Source organism: Flavobacterium suzhouense (genome assembly GCF_042684765.1).
GTDB lineage: Bacteria > Bacteroidota > Bacteroidia > Flavobacteriales > Flavobacteriaceae > Flavobacterium > Flavobacterium suzhouense.
In genome coordinates, this window is the sequence record NZ_JBHUMD010000025.1 from 24,478 (window position 1) to 43,746 (window position 19,269).

Annotated in this window: 14 protein-coding genes; 2 read left to right on the forward strand and 12 right to left on the reverse strand. The window is 39.1% G+C overall.

Going from position 1 to position 19,269, the window contains the following annotated elements; all coding sequences use genetic code 11:
• Positions 1 to 130 precede the first annotated feature (130 nt).
• Positions 131 to 688, reverse strand: coding sequence for a DNA-3-methyladenine glycosylase I (locus ACFSR3_RS10665; protein WP_379820948.1), 558 nt, complete (start codon positions 686 to 688; stop codon positions 131 to 133).
• Positions 666 to 1,349: a queuosine precursor transporter gene (locus ACFSR3_RS10670; protein WP_379820949.1), complete on the reverse strand. Its 684-nt coding sequence runs from the start codon at positions 1,347 to 1,349 to the stop codon at positions 666 to 668. The genes ACFSR3_RS10665 and ACFSR3_RS10670 overlap by 23 nt, the downstream gene beginning before the upstream one ends.
• A gap of 210 nt (positions 1,350 to 1,559) precedes the next feature.
• Between ACFSR3_RS10670 and ald the strand changes: the two genes are divergently transcribed.
• A complete protein-coding gene (gene ald, locus ACFSR3_RS10675; protein WP_379820950.1) occupies positions 1,560 to 2,663 on the forward strand; it encodes an alanine dehydrogenase in 1,104 nt (367 codons plus the stop codon).
• A gap of 287 nt (positions 2,664 to 2,950) precedes the next feature.
• Positions 2,951 to 6,493 carry a T9SS type A sorting domain-containing protein gene (locus tag ACFSR3_RS10680; protein ID WP_379820951.1) on the forward strand — a complete coding sequence of 1,181 codons (3,543 nt, stop codon included), beginning with the start codon at positions 2,951 to 2,953 and terminating at the stop codon, positions 6,491 to 6,493.
• Positions 6,494 to 6,562: 69 nt separating this feature from the next.
• Here ACFSR3_RS10680 and tsf read toward each other — a convergent pair whose 3' ends face one another.
• From tsf to ACFSR3_RS10730, 10 genes are all read right to left on the reverse strand, one after another.
• Positions 6,563 to 7,387, reverse strand: a complete 825-nt coding sequence (gene tsf, locus ACFSR3_RS10685) for a translation elongation factor Ts (protein ID WP_379820952.1) — start codon at positions 7,385 to 7,387, stop codon at positions 6,563 to 6,565.
• 103 nt (positions 7,388 to 7,490) lie between these two features.
• Positions 7,491 to 8,270 (reverse strand): 30S ribosomal protein S2, encoded by a 780-nt coding sequence (gene rpsB / locus ACFSR3_RS10690; protein ID WP_169521880.1) that lies wholly within the window; start codon positions 8,268 to 8,270, stop codon positions 7,491 to 7,493.
• Between the two features lie 173 nt (positions 8,271 to 8,443).
• A complete protein-coding gene (rpsI, locus tag ACFSR3_RS10695) occupies positions 8,444 to 8,830 on the reverse strand; it encodes a 30S ribosomal protein S9 (RefSeq protein ID WP_114759420.1) in 387 nt (128 codons plus the stop codon).
• 3 nt (positions 8,831 to 8,833) lie between these two features.
• Complete coding sequence (gene rplM, locus ACFSR3_RS10700; protein WP_114759421.1) at positions 8,834 to 9,289, reverse strand: 50S ribosomal protein L13; 456 nt, start codon at positions 9,287 to 9,289, stop codon at positions 8,834 to 8,836.
• 149 nt (positions 9,290 to 9,438) lie between these two features.
• A complete protein-coding gene (locus ACFSR3_RS10705; RefSeq protein ID WP_379820953.1) occupies positions 9,439 to 9,936 on the reverse strand; it encodes a hypothetical protein in 498 nt (165 codons plus the stop codon).
• A gap of 28 nt (positions 9,937 to 9,964) precedes the next feature.
• Positions 9,965 to 10,432, reverse strand: coding sequence for a hypothetical protein (locus ACFSR3_RS10710; RefSeq protein ID WP_379820954.1), 468 nt, complete (start codon positions 10,430 to 10,432; stop codon positions 9,965 to 9,967).
• A gap of 147 nt (positions 10,433 to 10,579) precedes the next feature.
• Complete coding sequence (locus ACFSR3_RS10715) at positions 10,580 to 13,414, reverse strand: alpha-amylase family glycosyl hydrolase (RefSeq protein WP_379820955.1); 2,835 nt, start codon at positions 13,412 to 13,414, stop codon at positions 10,580 to 10,582.
• A 52-nt stretch (positions 13,415 to 13,466) separates the two neighbouring features.
• Positions 13,467 to 14,555, reverse strand: coding sequence for a SusE domain-containing protein (locus tag ACFSR3_RS10720; RefSeq protein ID WP_379820956.1), 1,089 nt, complete (start codon positions 14,553 to 14,555; stop codon positions 13,467 to 13,469).
• Positions 14,556 to 14,584: 29 nt separating this feature from the next.
• Positions 14,585 to 16,174 (reverse strand): RagB/SusD family nutrient uptake outer membrane protein, encoded by a 1,590-nt coding sequence (locus ACFSR3_RS10725; RefSeq protein WP_379820957.1) that lies wholly within the window; start codon positions 16,172 to 16,174, stop codon positions 14,585 to 14,587.
• An 11-nt stretch (positions 16,175 to 16,185) separates the two neighbouring features.
• Positions 16,186 to 19,164, reverse strand: a complete 2,979-nt coding sequence (locus tag ACFSR3_RS10730) for a SusC/RagA family TonB-linked outer membrane protein (protein WP_379820958.1) — start codon at positions 19,162 to 19,164, stop codon at positions 16,186 to 16,188.
• Positions 19,165 to 19,269: the final 105 nt, after the last annotated feature.

Genomic DNA, 19,269 nt, shown 5'->3' on the forward strand with positions numbered 1-19,269 from the left:
GAGTATTGAGATTTTAGATTTTTAGTTTGAAATTTTAATGTCACTTAGAAATAAAGAAACCCCGCATTTGCGGGGTTTGTCTTTGTATGGGGATAAGTGAAGTTTTCTCAATACTCACATCTCAATACTATTATCTAAAATTGCATTCCATAATATGGTCATTTACCATGCCGGTTGCCTGCATGTTGGCATAAATTACCGTTGAGCCTACAAATTTAAAACCGCGTTTTTTCATATCCTTGCTAATAGTGTCAGATAATGGGGTAGTGGCAGGTACCTGTGATAATGCTTCAAATTTATTATCTACAGGTTTATTGTTGCTAAATGCCCAATAGTAGTTGGAAAAGCTTCCAAACTCTTCCTGAATCTTTATAAATGCCTGTGCGTTGCTCACTGCGGCCAGTACTTTTAATCTGTTCCTGATGATACCGGTGTCCTGAAGTAATTCTTCAATTTTCGAATGATCATATCCGGCAATTGTCTTATAATCGAAATTGTCAAAAGCCTTTCGGAAGTTTTCACGCTTGCGTAATATAGTTATCCAGCTCAGACCTGCCTGAAAGGTTTCTAATAGTAGGAATTCAAATAGTTTATGATCGTCATAAACGGGTTTGCCCCATTCGTTATCGTGATAGTCTTCGTAAAGTGAGTCGCCTACACACCATTTACAACGCTTTTTGTCTGTCATGACTGGTATTGTTTGATTTTTCGTTATGGATATATTTTTCTATCAGATAGTGTCCAAGATAAATTAGTGGGGTAAGCAATATTGCAATGGTTAGTTTTACAAAGTATCCGGTTAAACCCGATGCGATGTATGTTTGAGTGTCCATTTGTCCTGTTGCCCAAAACGCTATGCCCAAAACAATGAAACTGTCAAAAAACTGTGATATCACTGTAGACCCTGTACTTCGCAGCCAAATATATTTATTGCCGGTTTTTCTTTTTACCCAATGGAAGAGTGTGGCGTCAATTAGCTGTGAAACTAAAAATGCGGTTATACTTCCTACTATTATCCACATTCCCTGACCAAAAACTGCATTAAACTGAGAATCCTGAACTCCCATTCCTTTAACTGCGGGAATACTCAATGCCAGCCAAAGCATGAAAAAACAATAGGCGATTAAACCAGCGGTAATATACGATAAACGACGTACACCTTTTTCGCCAAAATATTCGTTGATGAGGTCGGTAGTGATAAAAACTATTGGCCATGGCAAAATGCCTACACTCATTGGTACAGAAGCCACATTTATAAGTTTGCCGCCTATAAGCTCGGCAACTACGGCATTGGTTATAAAAATTCCTGCGAGGATAACGTATACAGTGTCTTTACGGGTCTGAAACATAGTTTAAGGGTAAAGAGTAAAGGTATTAATAATTTATATTTCATTGCATTTATAAGTTTGAAGGGGGTTATCTTTTAAAAATCATACTTTTTTGCGGTTGAGATTTGTTTTTAGAGGGGTGTGTATTAAAAATTTGTAAAATTTCACATTTAGTATAATATTTTTTAGGGGTGTATGTTTATATTTGTATAAAGTTGTAAATTATACGCTATGAAAATAGGGGTACCAAAGGAAATTAAGAATAATGAAAGCCGGGTAGCCCTTACTCCGGCGGGGGTGTTCGAATTGGTTAACTACGGACATCAGGTTTATATTCAGGAATCGGCTGGTGAGAGTAGTGGTTTTTCGGATGAAGATTACCGTGATGCCGGTGCTGTAATGTTGCCTACTGCTGAAGGTGTTTTTGCAATAGCTGATATGATTGTCAAGGTAAAGGAGCCAATAGCTTCAGAATATCCTCTGGTCAAAAAGAATCAGGTGATATTTACCTATTTTCATTTTGCTTCAAGTGAAGTGCTTACGAAGGCCATGATTGCAAGTAAGGCTATTTGTATTGCCTATGAAACTGTAAGTGATGATGATGGGTTTTTGCCATTGCTTACGCCTATGAGCGAAGTGGCAGGGCGTATGGCTATTCAACAGGGTGCTAAGTATCTTGAGAAGCCTATAAAAGGAAGAGGTGTATTGCTTGGCGGTGTGCCGGGTGTTCCTCCGGGAAGAGTGCTGGTGCTTGGTGCCGGTGTTGTAGGGGTTCAGGCAGCAAAAATGGCAGCCGGTTTAGGAGCGCATGTTACGATATTGGATATCAATATGAAACGCCTTCGTTATGTAAATGATATTATGCCAAGCCACGTTGTGACTGAATTTTCGAGTGTTTATAATATAAAGAAACATATAAAAGATCACGATCTTATCATTGGGGCAGTATTGATTCCCGGGGCTAAAGCTCCAAATCTTATTACCCGTGCCATGCTTAAAGATATGCGTCCGGGTACTGTGCTTGTTGATGTAGCGGTTGATCAGGGTGGTTGTTTTGAGACTACGCGTCCTACTACGCATGAGGAGCCTACTTTTGTTGTAGATGATATTGTGCATTACTGTGTGGCTAATATGCCGGGAGCAGTGCCGTATACGTCTACACTGGCGCTTACTAATGTTACATTGCCCTATATATTAAAGCTTGCCAACCTTGGTTGGGAGGAGGCTTGCAGTAAATATCCTGATTTAGGTCGTGGATTGAATGTTGTAAAAGGCGAAGTGGTAATAGAAGAAATTAAAAAAGCATTTGAAGAGGTTGATTTGTTGATTCGGTAGTTTGGTTATAGGTTGCCGCATTTTAACACCTTCGACTCTTAATATTTTTGACTAGAAGAATAGTTTTCGTTATTGTTTGTTTGTTGTTTCCGGTCGGAGGAGTCTGACCACAAAAAAACCCCAAATTGTAAAATTTGGGGTTCTTTGTTTGTAGTAATTTGCTTTTAATGTGCTTTAAAGAGTTATTTTAAAGTTATGTTTTGGTGTTAAAATTATTTTTATATTGCTTTTTAATTTGAAAATCAATGTTATATAGTTTTATGAATTAATTTTTAATCAACCAACCAATGAGATTTACTTTTACTTATTTATCTAAGATTCTTCTTTGTTGTTTTTTGTTAATGTATGGGTTTGCTTATGCGCAAACAGGGTGGCTATCATTGGGAGCCGATGATAACAACCAACCGTATGTGGGGGCTGGTGTTCAGGGAGAAATTGCAGTTCATCCTTCTACTGGCGATGCTTATTTGTCTTTTCGTGCTGCTGTAGGTGTTTCTGAAAGTGAAGGATATGTGAGGAAGTTTAACAATTTAACAGGTTTGTGGGAAAATGTAGGGAACTCTTTTTCCGAGGGATCCGTAGGTTCTGCTACTCTTGCGTTCAATTCGTCCGGGGTTTTATATGTTTTGTATCTGGATACTTCAAATGGTAGTAAGGTCAGATTGAAAAAGCTTAATAGTGCTACAAATTTGTGGGAAACTGTTGGGAATGGACCTTTGTTTACAGGACAGGTGTCAAATCTTACATTGGCTATGGGGCCTGATGATGTTGTTTATGTGTGTTATAGCGATATTCTTTTAAACAGTAAAGCCACCGTGAAAAAATTTGACGGTACAAACTGGATCACTGTTGGGATAGAAGGTTTCACGGCTAGCAGTGCAAATTATAATAGTCTTGCTGTTGCTGCCGATAATACTTTGTATGTTGGTTTTGTCTCTGTATACAGTACTCAGTATAAATGTACTGTAATGAAATTTGCCGGTACTTCATGGGAGATTTTGGGGACTGCCGGTTTTTCTGATGGTGGAGCTTCCAGTACTAATGTAAAAGTGAATCCTGTTACTAATGTGCCTTACATCGCTTATTCAGATTTTTTGAATGGCTATAAGGCTAAAGTCAAAAAATTTAATGGAACTACATGGGAAAATGTTGGCTTGCCAGGCTTTTCACAAGGTCTTGCAGATAATATAAGCTTTGCATTTACTTCGGAAGGGACGCCTTATGTTGGATATAGTGATAGTATATTAGGGGGTAAAGCTGCAATGATGAAGTTCAATGGAACTGCATGGGAAAATGTTGGCTTGCCTGGCTTTTCCATAGGTGATATTTTTTTTACTGATATTGCGTTATCGGGAAATACACCTTATATGTCTTTTTCGGATTATCCAAACGCTAATAAAGCCACTTTAATGAAATATGATGGCTCAAACTGGATAAGTTTGGGTGGTACGATGGGCTTCTCTAAACAGGCTACTTTTACGCAGGGGATTTCGCCGTCAAAAGCATGTGATTTTATAATAACAGAGGATGGTAGTCCTTATATGGGTTATATAGAGAATTCTAAAAGTGATTTTGTAACTGTAAAAAAGTATAATTTCACTACCAGTGAATGGGATTCTGTTGGGGCATCAGGTTTTTCTATTACTAATGCGACTCATCTAAATATGGATTTTTATCAAAATTTACCTTACGTTGCTTATACTCAAAAGACCTCCCCTTATAAGGCTACGGTTATGAGGTATAATGGTTCTGCGTGGACACTCGTAGGGCAGCAGTCATTCACTTCAGGAGGTGCTCACCAGGTTGATATTTCTATTAGTCCTAATGGTACGCCTTATGTTGTTTATAAAGATGTAGCTAATGCTAATAAGGCTACTGTTATGATGTTTAACGGGGTTTCGTGGGTAACTGTGGGGAATCCAGGTTTTTCTGTCGGACAGGTTTATGAACCCAATATTATAATAACAGCTGGAGGTGTTCCATATGTTGCTTTTGTTGATACAGTTGGGCCTATGGTTACTTCAAGTGTTGTAATGAAGTTTAACGGTTTTAGTTGGGAAGCTGTTGGAGATGCTTTTGATTCTCTACAGGCGTATTTTATTAATCTGGAAGAGGGACCTGATGGAATTGTTTATGTTGCATATAGTAATTCTGTGAATTCTAAAGCTACAGTAAAGAAATTTAATGGTGCTGTATGGGAAAATATAGGAGATTATGGTTTTTCAATGGGATTGGTTGAAGATGTTACTATGTCAATAAAGCCTGATGGCCAGCTTTTTGTTGGTTTTTCTGATTCTACAAATTATTTTAAGGCTACTATAATGCGATACAATGGTGTCGAGTGGGTTATTGTTGGAGATCCGGGTATATCAGCTAGTCATTCGCGATATTTAGATATGGCTATTACCCCTGATGGTCAATATTCAATTATTGCTTATTCATCACCTTGTACATATGCTAAAATGTATGATGTTACCTGCTATACGACTGCTCCTGTTGCCGCTGATCAGGCTTTTTGTAATAGTGCGCTGGTTTCCGATCTTATTGCTGAAGGTGATAATTTAAGGTGGTATACGACTGAAGAATTTGGTGTTGCTTTAGGAAGTGATGTTCCTCTTGTCTCAGGAACTTATTATGTATCGCAAATGCAAAATGACTGTGAAGGTCCACGAACAGCTATTGAAGTTGTAGTTAATGTCGTTTCTCAGCCTTTAATTGAAAATCAATCTTTCTGTAATGTTGCTACAGTAGCAGATTTATATGCTTTAGGTGAAAATTTAAAGTGGTATACTGATGAAGAAGGAGGAGAAATGCTTTTGGTGGATTTGGAACTTGAAAGTGGTGCTTATTATGTGAGTCAAACGCAGGATGAATGTGAAAGTGAAAAAAGTGCTGTTCAGGTTGTTATAACTACAGTTTCTATTCCTGAAGTGAGTGCTCAGTTATTATGTAATGGTGCTGTTGTTTCCGATTTTATCGGGGAAGGTGAAAACCTTAAATGGTATGTTTCTGAAACCGGTGGTGAATCACTTGCTAATGATGTACTGGTTACAGAGGGCACATATTATGTTAGTCAGACAGTAAATGAATGTGAAAGTTCCAGGGTTGCGGTTGATGTTATTGTAAATATTACATTGCCTCCTGTTGTGGATGATCAGGAGTTTTGTGATGGAACTACTATTTCTGATTTGACTGCACAAGGTGTAAATCTAAAATGGTATGAAAGTATAAATGCTACAATACCTCTTGCGGAGGATGTATTATTGGCTTCAGGGGTTTATTTTGTAAGCCAGGAGCAAAATGGTTGTGAAAGTGTAAAAGAGGCTGTAGATGTATTTATAAATGTAACTCCATTGCCCGAAGGAGAGTCGTCGCAGGTTTTGACTGTTGCTGATCAAAATGATGCTACTGTCGAAGATCTTAATGTGACAGGAGAGATGGTACAGTGGTATGATGCAGAGAATAATCCGATCGCTTTAAATGCAGTTTTAGAGAATGGCTTTACATATTTTGCTACTCAAACAATTGATGGGTGTGAATCTGAGAAACTGGCTGTTACGGTAGAGGTTTTACTTGGTCGCGCCGGATTTGATAAAATGAATTTAGCATACTATCCAAATCCGGTAATTGATAAATTGTCTATAGTGTCAGATGATATTATTACCCAGGTTGATGTTTATACTTTGTATGGGCAGAAGGTCATTAGCGAAGTATGGAATTCTAATGAAGGTAAGATTGAGGTGAGTGGTCTTGCTGATGGTGCTTATTTCTTAAAAGTACATGGGGAAAATGGAATGAAAAGCTTTAAAGTTATAAAAGGAAATTTTTAAGATAAACTAGTCTTATTAAATAGAAAAACCGCTCATTGAGCGGTTTTTTATTTTTATAAAGAGGTTTACTTATGCAAGTGCAACTCTTTTGAATCCTGTAACAACTAGGTTAGCATCAACAGACTTGATGTACTCGCTCACGCTAAGTTTGCTGTCTTTGATGAAATCCTGGTTAACAAGAGTATTGTCTTTGAAGAAACGGCCAAGTTTACCTTTAGCGATGTTTTCAAGCATAGCTTCCGGTTTACCTTCCTGACGAAGAAGGTCTTTAGCGATTTCAATTTCTTTCTCGATAGTTGCAGCATCAACACCTTCCTCGTTAAGAGCGATAGGAGCCATAGCAGCAGCCTGCATAGCAACGTTACGTGCAGCTTCTTCACCACCAGCTACGTTAGCAGAAAGGCTAACAAGAGTAGCGATTCTGTTACCAGCGTGGATGTAAGAACCAACGAATGCACCTTCAAGTCTTTCGAAAGAACCGATCTCGATTTTTTCACCGATTACACCTGTCTGCTCAGTTAGTTTGTCAGCAACAGTAAGACCGTTGAAGTCAGCAGCAAGGAAGTCTTCTTTAGTAGTAAAGTTAAGTGCAAGAGCAGCAAGGTCGTTAGCAAGCTTAACGAAAGCTTCGTTTTTAGCAACGAAGTCAGTCTCACAATTAAGAGAGATAACTACACCAGCAGTTTTGTCAGCGTTAACAACAGCGATAACAGCACCTTCAGTAGACTCACGGTCAGCTCTGTTAGCAGCTACTTTCTGACCTTTTTTACGAAGGTTCTCGATAGCTTTGTCAAAATCTCCATCAGCTTCTACAAGTGCTTTTTTGCAGTCCATCATACCAGCACCTGTAATTGTTCTTAGTTTATTTACGTCAGCAGCAGTAATATTTGCCATTTTGAATATTGTTTTTGAGTTAAAAAAATAAAAGCCGTTATGATGATAATATGCTACAAAAGTAAACATCTACCAGCACAACGGCTTTATTGTAATGTTATCTTTACTCTTCAGTAGCAGCAGGAGCTTCTGTTTGAGCAGCAGCAGGAGCAGCAGCTTCTACAGTCTCATCGTTGAAGTCTTCTTTGTCTGATTTTCTGTCAGAAAGACCTTCAACAACAGCACCAGTTACAAGAGCTAAGATTTTTTCTATTGATTTAGAAGCATCATCATTTGCAGGGATAACATAGTCAACCTGACGTGGGTCAGAGTTGGTATCTACCATTGCGAAAACTGGAATGTTTAATTTTTGAGCTTCTTTTACTGCGATGTGTTCAGCTTTGATATCTACAACGAATAACGCAGCCGGAAGCCTTGTCATGTCAGCTATAGAACCTAAGTTTTTCTCAAGTTTTGCACGTAGACGATCAACTTGCAGACGCTCTTTCTTAGAAAGCGTGTTGAATGTACCGTCTTTCTTCATTTTATCGATAGAAGCCATTTTTTTAACAGCTTTACGGATAGTAACGAAGTTTGTTAGCATACCACCAGGCCATCTTTCAGTGATGTATGGCATGTTTGCAGCTGCTGCTTTTTCAGCAACGATATCCTTAGCTTGTTTTTTAGTAGCAACGAAAAGGATTTTTCTGCCTGATGCAGCGATCTTTTTAAGAGCCTCGTTAGCCTCTTCGATCTTAGCTGCAGTTTTATACAGGTTGATAATGTGAATACCATTACGCTCCATGTATATGTAAGGGGCCATGTTCGGGTCCCATTTTCTGGTCATGTGTCCAAAGTGTACACCTGCTTCCAGTAAGTCTTTAACTTCTACTTTATTTGCCATTTTTGTAATAGTTTACGTTCTGTTGAGTAAGCAATGAGTAAGTGGCGAAAATTCGGCCTTGCCCATTTAGATGCTAAACTAACCCCTCACCTCGGTGGGGCAACAACAACATTGTTTTTAAATTCAATAATAAAAATGAATAGTATTGGATAATAAAATCCAATAATGACATATTAACGTTTAGAGAACTGGAATCTTTTACGAGCTTTCTTCTGACCGAATTTCTTACGCTCTACCATTCTTGGATCTCTTGTTAATAGGCCTTCTGGTTTAAGGATGCTTCTGTTTTCAGCATCAACTTCGCACATAGCACGAGCGATAGCCATTCTTACAGCTTCAGCTTGTCCTGTAGTACCACCACCGTAAACATTAACTTTAACGTCAAAGTTTTCAGCAGAACCTGTCATTGCAAGTGGCTGTAATACTTTGTACTGTAATGTTGCAGTTGGGAAATAAGTTGCAAATTCTCTTTTGTTAACCGTGATTTTACCAGTTCCTTCAGAAAGGTAAATACGGGCAACAGCAGTTTTTCTCCTGCCAATTTTGTGAATTGTTGCCATGTTTTACTTTAAGTCGTTTAGATTAACGGTTTTAGGAGACTGTGCAGCATGTTTGTGCTCAGGTCCTACATATACATTCAGGTTGCGGAAAAGTTCAGCTCCTAGTTTGTTTTTAGGAAGCATGCCTTTTACAGCTTTCTCTACTAAGATTGCAGGGTTTTTTGCCTGTACAACTTTAGCAGTTAAAATTCTCTGACCTCCTGGGTAACCTGTGTGGCGGATGTAAGTTTTGTCCTCCAGTTTGTTTCCAGTTAGGTTGATTTTGTCTGCATTGATAACGATTACGTTATCTCCACAGTCCACGTGCGGTGTATAATTTGTTTTGTATTTACCTCTTAAAAGCATCGCAACTTTAGAAGCAAAACGGCCCAAATTATGACCTTCAGCGTCAACAACGATCCACTCTTTCTGAGCAGTAGCTTTGTTAGCCGAAACTGTCTTGTAGCTTAATGTGTTCACAATAAATTATTTTAATTAAACATTCCATCCCCAATAAAGGGAGCGCAAAAGTACAACTATTTCTTAGAAATTCAAACAGATAGGAAAAATTATTCTAAATAGATAATTTTTTGAGTGTGAAGATAATATACATATGTATTATTATTGACTTATTCTTTTGGAACCCTTCCCGAAATCATATTAGGCTTGTTTTCAGCAAAGTTCATTTCATCCCAGTAATAATATTCATCATTCCTGTAGTCGCCAAGATTTATCGTGTCAAAACAATCCATGCCTTCAGTTGGGGAGACACCGAGTGCAAAAAGAACTTCATTGATACTGGTGTCTTTTATAATAGCAATTCTGTCCTCATAAAGAGAAGCGCATTGTGTGCCTATGCCTCCAAAATAATCTGTCTGTATAATTGCGTATTGCTTAAATCCTATTTCTTCTGCGAGAAAGAATGAAAGAGGTGATGCCCAGTCGATGTCTTCACTTTCAGAATCCATATCAACCCCGGTTTTGTTATGCCAATAATACATGGACTCATCGAAAAGGATAATTATAGCAAATCCGTTCTCGAATGCTGCAGCTAACTGATATTTCTTAATAGAGTCAGGATTAGCTTGGTCTGCATGCCCGATAATTGCACAAATGTTATGGCCCATTAGTTTATTTTTCGCTAATATATAAAACTTACTCCAATGGCCTTAATGTATTACTATATGTAATCAGAAACGGATTTTCTGCACCGGGCTGTTTCATCAGGTAAATGTATTTGTGTTTCTTAGCTTCTTTCGACGAGATGGTAGCTTCCTTTTTGGTTAGGTTGTCGTATACTTTTGTGTCGATAGTGTTATCTATGCGGGTTTGGTCTGCTATTCCTGTTTTTTTGTTCGAAATAGGATACTCCTTATATAGTGTTTTCTTTTCGTTAGATATAATTACCTGTTCTCCCTTATAATTTTGGGTAAGTATAAGTACTGAGTAGTTGCTTCCTGTAGCTTTTAGTTTTTTTAATAATGCTGTTCGTTCTTTTTCGGATGCTGATTTAAAGTCATCTTTATATTGTACTTGTGGTTTAGCATTAGCGGTAGCTTTTTTTGAAGTATCGCACGATATAACGGATAGGATGGTAAGCAGAATGAAGAGTGTCTTTTTCATGGTATTCGTTTTCATATTGTGTATTTATAAAAGTAACGTATAGAAAAAGTGTTTCATATGGCTTTAAGATATATATAACATAAAAGGACTTCCGTTAAACACGGAAGCCCTTTACAAAATTTGAATATTTAAAATAACTAACTCAACCTATTTTCGTATTAGCTTAAGGGTACTTTGCCTGTTTTCAGTATCAATAACTTTTACAAGATACATGCCTGATGTAAGACTGTTTACGTCGTATATAGTATACGCAGAAGTATTGCTAAAAGATTTTACCAGTTGTCCTGTAAGGGAATAGATTTCCAGTTTTTTTACAGCTATATTAAGTGCAAATACATCAGACGTTGGATTAGGGTAAAGAGCAGCTTTTTCGATAGTGTTGTCTCCCGTGCCTAATACAACTGTCTGGTTGCCAAATATCCTGAATTCACCCGGTTCAAGTGTAATAGTAGCGGCGGTATCTGTTACCTCATAAGATGCATTATTCATAAGGTTGTACCAGGTTCCGGTAGTTGGGAAGTCTGGTGTTATTGTTTTCGATACTATGTCAAAGTTAGATAGTACCACAACGCTGTTAAGTTCTGTAGAAGGAATTGTAGCATCTGAAATATATACTTTTGGAGTAAGAGTATTTGTTGATGCCAGCGTATAGTTGCCTTCAAATACAGCTTCATCTTTTTTAAGCTGTATCATTCTTCTCCAGTTATAGTATATTTTGCTACGGTTTGTATCGCCCATCCAATTCTGTGCCCACTGAGGTTGTGGTTTAGTGTCAAGCTTACAATCGCCATCGGTGCCACCTGTTGGGTTTACTGTGCCGTTGTTACAGGTAAAAATAGAAAGATCCCATCCCAGTTCGCCAAAATGCCATACCATTTTAGGTCCCGGTACCATAAAGAATACTGCTGCCTGAGCGCTCATTCTGTTAAGGGCAGTTGCAGCATCTTTTACATTATAATTTGCATTGCTGTTGCCGTACTGAAGGTTTTTATACATCAGTCGTTCTTCGTCATGACTTTCAGCATAGCCAACAACTCTTTTGCCTAAAAAGCCGTTGTGTGCCATGTGGCCTACTCGTGCAATATTATTGTTTGTGCTGTAGCCCATAGTAAGCTGATTGTAAGGGTCAGTCATTTTACCCCAAAGCATAACACCTTTACCTTCGTCATATTTGTAGTTTGCCCATTCCTTTTCTTCAGCATCAGTACCTAAGTGTTCAAATATGGTATAGTGGGTAGGGTCAAGGCTCCATGAGTAATCGGCATATTCCTTAAGCACATCAACTCTGTCCTGTTGGTAAGCGTTTGTACAGGTTTCGTCAGATTCGGTACAGTTTTGTGTAAAACCTTTAGTCAAATCCCAACGGAAACCGTCAATGTGGTATTCTTCAATCCAGTGTTTAACCACGCGTTTTACATAGTTTTTTGTTCTTGGCTGCTGATGATTAAAATCATTAGCTACATTATAGCTATGTTTTGCTACAGTATTAAAGTAAGGATTCTCGGTTGTTGGATTTCCAAAACCGTCACCATCCGGATCATCCATCCACATGCGAACCATTGGGTTTCTTCCAAAAGCATGGTTAAGGGCAACGTCAAGTATTACCGCAATGCCATTTTGGTGGCAAAGGTCAATCAGTTCTTTTAGTTTGTCCGAAGGACCATAGAATTTATCAAGAGCCATGTGAAAAGAAGTGTTGTAACCCCAGCTTTCGTTGCCTTCAAATTCCATTACCGGCATAAGCTCAATAGCGTTGATGCCAAGAGATGTGAAGTAATCAATTTTATCGATAAGATCCTGATAGTTTCTGTCAGCATCAAAATCCCTTACAAGTGCCTCGTAAATAACAAGATCTTCTTTTTTAGGTTTTGTAAAGTTGGTTACCTGCCAGTCGTAAGCTGCCTGGCCTGTTTGTAATACCGTTACTTCTCTTTCCTGACCTTGTGGATAAGCAGGAAGATTAGGGTAGCTGCTTACCGGAATTCCCGGATCATCATAAGGAGATAATACAAGTGTGGAGTATGGATCGGCAGTTTTTACAACCTTTGGTGAATTAGCCAGAGGCGTTTCGTCAACCACCCAATACTGGTAGCTGTAAATTTCTCCCGATGTTAAACCTGAAAGCTGTAACCAGAATTTTCCGGTTTCAGGATCTTTCTTCATGGCATAGGCAGCTGTAGGCGTCCAGTTATTAAAGTTTCCGGCTACATATACGTAGTCCTTGCCCGGTGCATCAAGTACAAGTGTAGCTACTGTATTGTCTACATCGCTGTAAGTAATACCGTCTTCAACTCCTGCAGGCATCGCTTCAGATACTGTTGCCGGATTTACGATTACAGAGAATGTTTTTACCACCGAACTTGAGCCCTGAGTAACCGTAAGCTCATAGTTTTGGTTTGATGTTATGTTGGTGTGATTGTATGCATAGTTAGTAGTGGCAGTGTTAGTGTTAATAACAGCACCATTAGCTTTTAAACTATAAGAGGCATTGCCGCCGGTATTTGATGCGGTAATATTAAAGTTACCGCCTGAATTTAATAACGTTACACTGTTTTGTACAGGTGTGTTAAGACTCACCTGAAATGCGCCCACGTTTAAGAAAATGTCTGAAGATTGAGGACTGCCTGTTGCAGCTCTGAAAACTACACAAATTTTTGTAATAGTACTTGTTGTTGGTACTCCAAAATAAGAATACAGATCAGGGGTAATGTCTAATTTATAAGTTGTTCCGGTTACTAAAGTAAGAGACGGCTGTACTGTATTGTCTCCCCATGATCCTTTTACATATTGCCAGTCCTGACCATCAACGGTAAGGCCAATGTGGGCATAAATTGTTCCGGTATAGGTTGCCAATGGCGTACCGGCTTTGTCAAAGTTTACCGTAACGGGAGCCGTGGCGATAGCCGGAGATGGGGTAGTGGTAGCCTGCCCGAATCCAAGGACTCCTGTCAGTAAAAATAAGAATATAGTGATATTTTTCATAGATGTTATAAGTAAAAAAGGGCTGCATTTGCAGCCCCTTTTTGGTATACTGTTATTGTTTAACAATAGTGTAAGAATAAGCTCTTGGGTTACTCAGGTCAAGAGTTATAGTGTAAGTTCCTGCTTCAGCAACACCAATGTTTTGGCCACTGTAAACAAGATCGTTTGCTCCTGAGCCTGCACCAAGGTTAATGTCCCATGCATTGTTAGCTCTGAATTTCCATCCATTGTCCGGCGCTGTTTGCGGAACAAGGTCAAGATTAACAGTCCATTTTTTAGTTGCAGGGTCATACGTCATTGGAGTACTGTTGTCCCATCCTCCAGGAGTAGCATTTCCAACAACACCCCACTGAGTAGCAGTTAAACTGTATGTTAATGCATCAGTATTTGCTTTTACCAGGTAGTAACCTGCATCAGCGATAATGTTAGCTGCTCCACCATCAGCAGATAGTGTACCTGCAGTTGCTCCTGCTCCATAGTTAGTACCACTCCAGTCTCCCTGAGAGCTGAATTTGAATCCGTTGTCCGGGCTAGTGATGGTGTTAGCTATGTATACATAACCTTCAAAGTTTGTGTCACCAAAAGCAGTTGCGCTAAGTTGTGGTGCAGTAGCATGTGAGAAATTATCACCGTAGCCGCTATCTGCCTGAAAACCTCCCGGCATCCATAATTTTGGTATAGCAGTACTAAACGGAGTGATGATCATTTCAACAGCATTACTGTAAAGTACTTCACTACCAACATAAGCTTTAATCCTTACTTCAAAGTTAGCAGGCTCAAACGGAGTAGTTCCTAATGCCTGAACTGCTGTATTTAAAACATTTACCGAAGCAGCAAATTGTGTTACGCCACTTGTTGTTCCTATGACTGAAGGAGTATCGAAATCATCACCTTTCACATCAATTTCAACATCATAACTACAGATAATACCTTCGCCAAAGTTTGCTGCAGACCATACAAATCTTTCAGCAAGAACATCTAATTTATTAGGATCCAGTTCATAAAAGTTTCCTTCTTCAGGAGCCATTAGTACCGGTTCATCAATTCCCTTTACAACTGGTCTGTCCTGAACGTCGTCAGTACTACATGCTGCTGCAAAGATTGCCAGCATAGCTATTAATGAGTTTCTTAAAGTTTTCATATTTCTTAATGAAGTTATATTGTTATATATTAATATCCTTGATTTTGTGTAAGTAATGGATTTGCAGCAAGTGCATTAGCCGGGATTGGGAATATATTACGGAAACTTGCTGTTGGGCTTCCATTAGGAGTGTTTCCTTTCCAAGGCCAGATGTAAGAACCACCTGTGAATTTCCCGAAACGGATAAGATCTGTTCTTCTGTGTCCTTCCCAGTGTAGCTCACGGGCTCTTTCATCAAGAACGAAGTTCAGGTCATATGAACCTACATTTCCGTTTGTATTACCATAAGCTCTCTGACGTAGTGCATTAATATAGTCTAGTCCTAAGCCTGTATCACCGCCACCTCTTAATGCACATTCTGCATACATAAGGTAAGCATCAGCAAGTCTGAACATAGGGAAATCCGTATCAACAAAATCTCCGGCAGCATCAGAACCCTGATTACCATTAACATCTACATTTTTGAACTTTTTAACAGCATATCCATCACCAAAATTACCTACATCGGCAATTTGTAATGATTGTCCGGCAGTATGGAAGTTAGATCTGTTATCAGCAGTAGTGCTAAACTTTCCAACGAAAGCCGAAGTAGTACGGATACCACCCCATCCTCCGTTGATACCAAATTCTGTAGCAGACATTGATCCTCCAACAGGAGCATGTACTAAGAAAGTTGTACCGCCATAAGTCGTAGTGTTAAGACCATCGAAAGCTACGCCAAAGATAGTTTCGTTTTGAGCACCATTACGATCATTATCAGCAATGAAAAGCTGTCTGTAATCGCTGTGAAGGGTATAGCCACTATTGATAACATTAGTAAGTAGTGGTAATGCCTCAGCATATTTAGCAGTGCCGATATATACCTGTGCATTCATGTACAGTTTTGCATGAAGCATCCATGCAGCACCTTTATCAGCGCGAGGATATTCGTTTGTTCTTGCATCTTTAAGAAGAGGCTCAATTGCAGACAATTCTGTGTCTATAAAGTCAAACATTTGCTGCGCTGTAGCCTGTTCCGGTAAAAAGAAAGTGGTAGGGTCGTTTTCCGTAACCAATCCAACTCTTCCGCCAAAAAGGTCAAGGAAATGCCAGTAGCTTAAAGCTCTTAAAAAGCGTGCTTCTGCTCTGTAGTAAGCAATTTCAGCTCTAAGTTCTTCGGAAACTCCTCTTGAGTTAAGTTTCTCATCAGTAGTCTGACGTAAAAACTCATTACAGTTTTTGATCTGGAAGTCAAGTCTGCTGAAAGTTGCATTTATAAAAGTATCTCCTGAAGACCATGTCTGGAAATGGAAATCTTTTATAGTCTGGTCATTCCATCCTATGATTGCCTCATCGGTAGTAAGCTCATTCATAAGCCATAAACCTCTTATGTATTGGCTTGCACCTTCATCGATACCTGAAATATCCGGAGAGCCTGCAGGACCGTTTTGCCCCGTAGTTGCCAAACCTGCATATAGTTTTGCAAGGGTTTGTTTGTAAGCAGCCGGGTTTGAATATAATTGGTCTACAGAAGGATTTGAAGCATTGCCCGGATCTGTCTGGTCTAGGTCGTTGGTACACGACAAAACCAGCATGGCACACATGGAAAGGCCTATATTTTTAAAACTTCTAGTATTCATAAGTCTATTTTTTAGAAATTAACGTTAAGGCCTAATGTGTATGTTCTTGGCCTAGGATAAATATTGTTGTCAATACCGTCTTGTACCTCTGGGTCAATACCATCGTAATCAGTAATTACGAATACGTTCTGAACCGCTCCTGTAATTCTAAGCGTGCTGTTTTCAGAGAATACATTTTTAAATGTATATCCAAGAGTAACGTTGTCCATTCTCAAGAAGGCAGCATTTTGTACATAGTAGTCAGAAAGGTATCTTGGTGAGGTAAACCCTGTTTCCGTTACATTAGTATGTACGTTGTTCAGGTATGGACCATTTGAAGGTAGTCCTACAGATTGGTTTCCGTAATTAGAGAATACGTTGTTGTAGTTGTAGTTACCCCAGCTTCCGTGGAAACTTGTAGATAACCACCAGTTGCCATAACTAACATCTGTATTAAATCCGTAGAATACGTCTGCCTGTGGTTTTTTGTAACGGTACATGTCATCAGGGTTGATGATGCCATCGCCATTACGGTCTACAAATACGCCATCAAGTGGTTTTCCTGCAGCGTCATAAGCCTGCTCATACACATAAAATGCACGAGGCGAATAACCTGTCTGGAAGTTTTGAATATTTGTTCCTGTACCACCTGTAATACCACCAGTATAATAACCCTGGAAGTTTCCTGAAGCTCCGTTAGCAACTTGAGTAACTTCTGAGTTTTGGAATGTGATATTTCCACCCACTCTCCAGGTAACGTTATCATTTTTCACAGGATATACATCGGCACTAATCTCAAGACCTTTGTTATCCATGGCGCCAATATTATAGTTAGCGTAGTTAGAGAAGTTAACACCCTGAGGGTTTTGAGCGTAAAGTAATAAGTCAGTTGTTTTACGTTTGTACACCTCTACCGAACCTGTAACTCTGTTGTTGAAGAAACCAAAATCAAGACCTAAGTTGATTGTTTCTGTTTCTTCCCATTTAAGGTTGCTGTTATAAGAAAGAGGTCTGTAAGTAGGTACGAAAATTGGATTTCCGGCAGCATCATATCCCATTTGATATCCTGCTGTAGAGGTTGATTGTAGGTATAAAGGAACTGAAGGGTATCTTGCAAGTTCTCCAAGATCCTGCTGTCCTGTCATACCCCAGCTGGCACGAAGTTTAAGCTCGCTAACAGCGCTAACATTCTTAAGGAATGATTCTTCGTTAATTTTCCATGCAGCCGCAACAGATGGGAAATATCCCCAACGGTTATCTTCGGTAAAACGAGAAGATCCATCTGCTCTTATTGATCCGTTAAGGATGTATTTATCAGCAATGGTAGCAGTTGCACGACCAAAGTAAGACTGTAGGTTAACACGTGAAATTGATGGGTTTTGATATCTCACGATACCATTAGCCGCTTCATAGTTAAAAGAGTTATACTCATATCTGAAATCCTGATAGTTATAACCGGCAGTAACATCAAAAACAGTATTTAAAGCCTCTACATCTTTGTTGTAGTTAAAATAAAGGTCCATTAGTATGTTTTTGTTGGTTCTGGTGTTTCCTCCGTAAGCACCTCTTTCACCAACAACTACATAATCAAGGTTAGTAGATTCTTCATATCTTCCTGATGCATAATCGTATCCGAAGTTTGCAACAAGTTTAAGATCCTCAAATCCGTGGATTTTATAGTCAAACTGAGCATTTCCAATACTTCTGAATGCACTACCTTCTTTCGTTTTTTGATTTAATAAAGAAAGTGGGTTACGGCTCGCATTTACAGACTGATCAGGTCTTCCGTCTCCGTTTGTGTCATCACCTAACCATTGGAAGTAAGTATATCCGCTATTTGGGTCATAAACGTTTTGAGTTGGATCAAAGGCTATGGCAGCTCCAACAGCATCGCGGTTACCATAGTTGTTGTTCATTATTGACGATTTGTTGTTAACCTCTATTTTTAAGTGGTCATCAAAAAATTTACCAACAAGGTTAACACCAAGAGTTGTTCTTTCAAAATTATCATTTTGAAGCAAACCATTCATATTAGTATATCCTAAAGATGTTCTGTAGGTAATATTATCAGTACCTCCTGATAGAGCTATATTATGGTCAGTACTTTGAGCAGTACGGTAAATAAGGTCCTGCCAGTTAGTGTTTGCAGTTCCTAATAATGCTTTTTGAGCATCAGTTCCGTATTGATTAACAAAAGCACGGTATTGATCGGCATTCATTACATCAACAGTTTTAACTACCTCATTTACCTGGTAGTTTCCGTTGTACGATATTTTCATTTCGCCGCTCTGACCTCTTTTAGTTGTAATAATGATTACACCATTTGATGCTCTCGAGCCATAGATTGCTGTTGCAGCAGCATCTTTAAGTACGGTCATGCTGGCAATGTCATTAGGGTTGATGTCAGCAAGAGGGTTACGTCCTCCTGTCGAACCACCACCACCAGTGTCAAGAACAACGCCATCCACTACATAAAGCGGATCGTTGGTTGCAGTAATTGAAGCACCGGCTCTGATCCTAACCTGAGCACCTCCGCCCGGCTCACCACCTGCGTTAGTAATTTGTAAACCTGATACACGTCCCTGTAGTAACTGATCAGCAGATACCAGTGGTCCTTTGTTAAATTGTTCAGCTTTAATGTTTACAAGTGCTCCTGTAGCATCCTTTTTAGTAGTAGTACCGTAACCGATAACTACCACCTCCTGAAGCTGCGTTGCATCTTCCTGAAGCGCAACGTTTAAAGTGGCTTGTCCGGTGTATTCAACTACCTGGTTTGAGTAGCCTATAAAGCTAACTACAATACGGTCTCCCTTCTTAACATTTGCTAAGGTGAAGTTACCGTCCATGTCGGTAGAAGTGCCATTTGAAGTTCCTTCTACTAACACGTTTGCACCGGGTATGGGCTGACCCGATGTAGCGTCGCTAATATTTCCCTTTAAAGTGCTCTGGGCGAGAGCGGTAAAGGGCAACAAAAGCAGTAAAAGCAATAACTTTGTGTAGATTGTTTTCATACAAGTTGTTTAGGGTTAATTTTGGGTTTTGTACTTGCTTATAATTCACTTTCAATGTTAAAATTATGTAAATTCCTGTAGCAAAAAAACGTTTTCGTGATATTG

Coding starts and splice junctions, on each gene's coding strand:
- ACFSR3_RS10725 (WP_379820957.1), bottom strand. CDS start 16,174: ATGAATACTAGAAGTTTTAAAAATATAGGCCTTTCCATGTGTGCCATG.
- rpsB (WP_169521880.1), bottom strand. CDS start 8,270: ATGGCAAATAAAGTAGAAGTTAAAGACTTACTGGAAGCAGGTGTACAC.
- ACFSR3_RS10715 (WP_379820955.1), bottom strand. CDS start 13,414: ATGAAAAATATCACTATATTCTTATTTTTACTGACAGGAGTCCTTGGA.
- ACFSR3_RS10720 (WP_379820956.1), bottom strand. CDS start 14,555: ATGAAAACTTTAAGAAACTCATTAATAGCTATGCTGGCAATCTTTGCA.
- rpsI (WP_114759420.1), bottom strand. CDS start 8,830: ATGGCAACAATTCACAAAATTGGCAGGAGAAAAACTGCTGTTGCCCGT.
- ACFSR3_RS10710 (WP_379820954.1), bottom strand. CDS start 10,432: ATGAAAAAGACACTCTTCATTCTGCTTACCATCCTATCCGTTATATCG.
- tsf (WP_379820952.1), bottom strand. CDS start 7,387: ATGGCAAATATTACTGCTGCTGACGTAAATAAACTAAGAACAATTACA.
- ald (WP_379820950.1), top strand. CDS start 1,560: ATGAAAATAGGGGTACCAAAGGAAATTAAGAATAATGAAAGCCGGGTA.
- ACFSR3_RS10680 (WP_379820951.1), top strand. CDS start 2,951: ATGAGATTTACTTTTACTTATTTATCTAAGATTCTTCTTTGTTGTTTT.
- ACFSR3_RS10665 (WP_379820948.1), bottom strand. CDS start 688: ATGACAGACAAAAAGCGTTGTAAATGGTGTGTAGGCGACTCACTTTAC.
- ACFSR3_RS10730 (WP_379820958.1), bottom strand. CDS start 19,164: ATGAAAACAATCTACACAAAGTTATTGCTTTTACTGCTTTTGTTGCCC.
- ACFSR3_RS10670 (WP_379820949.1), bottom strand. CDS start 1,349: ATGTTTCAGACCCGTAAAGACACTGTATACGTTATCCTCGCAGGAATT.
- ACFSR3_RS10705 (WP_379820953.1), bottom strand. CDS start 9,936: ATGGGCCATAACATTTGTGCAATTATCGGGCATGCAGACCAAGCTAAT.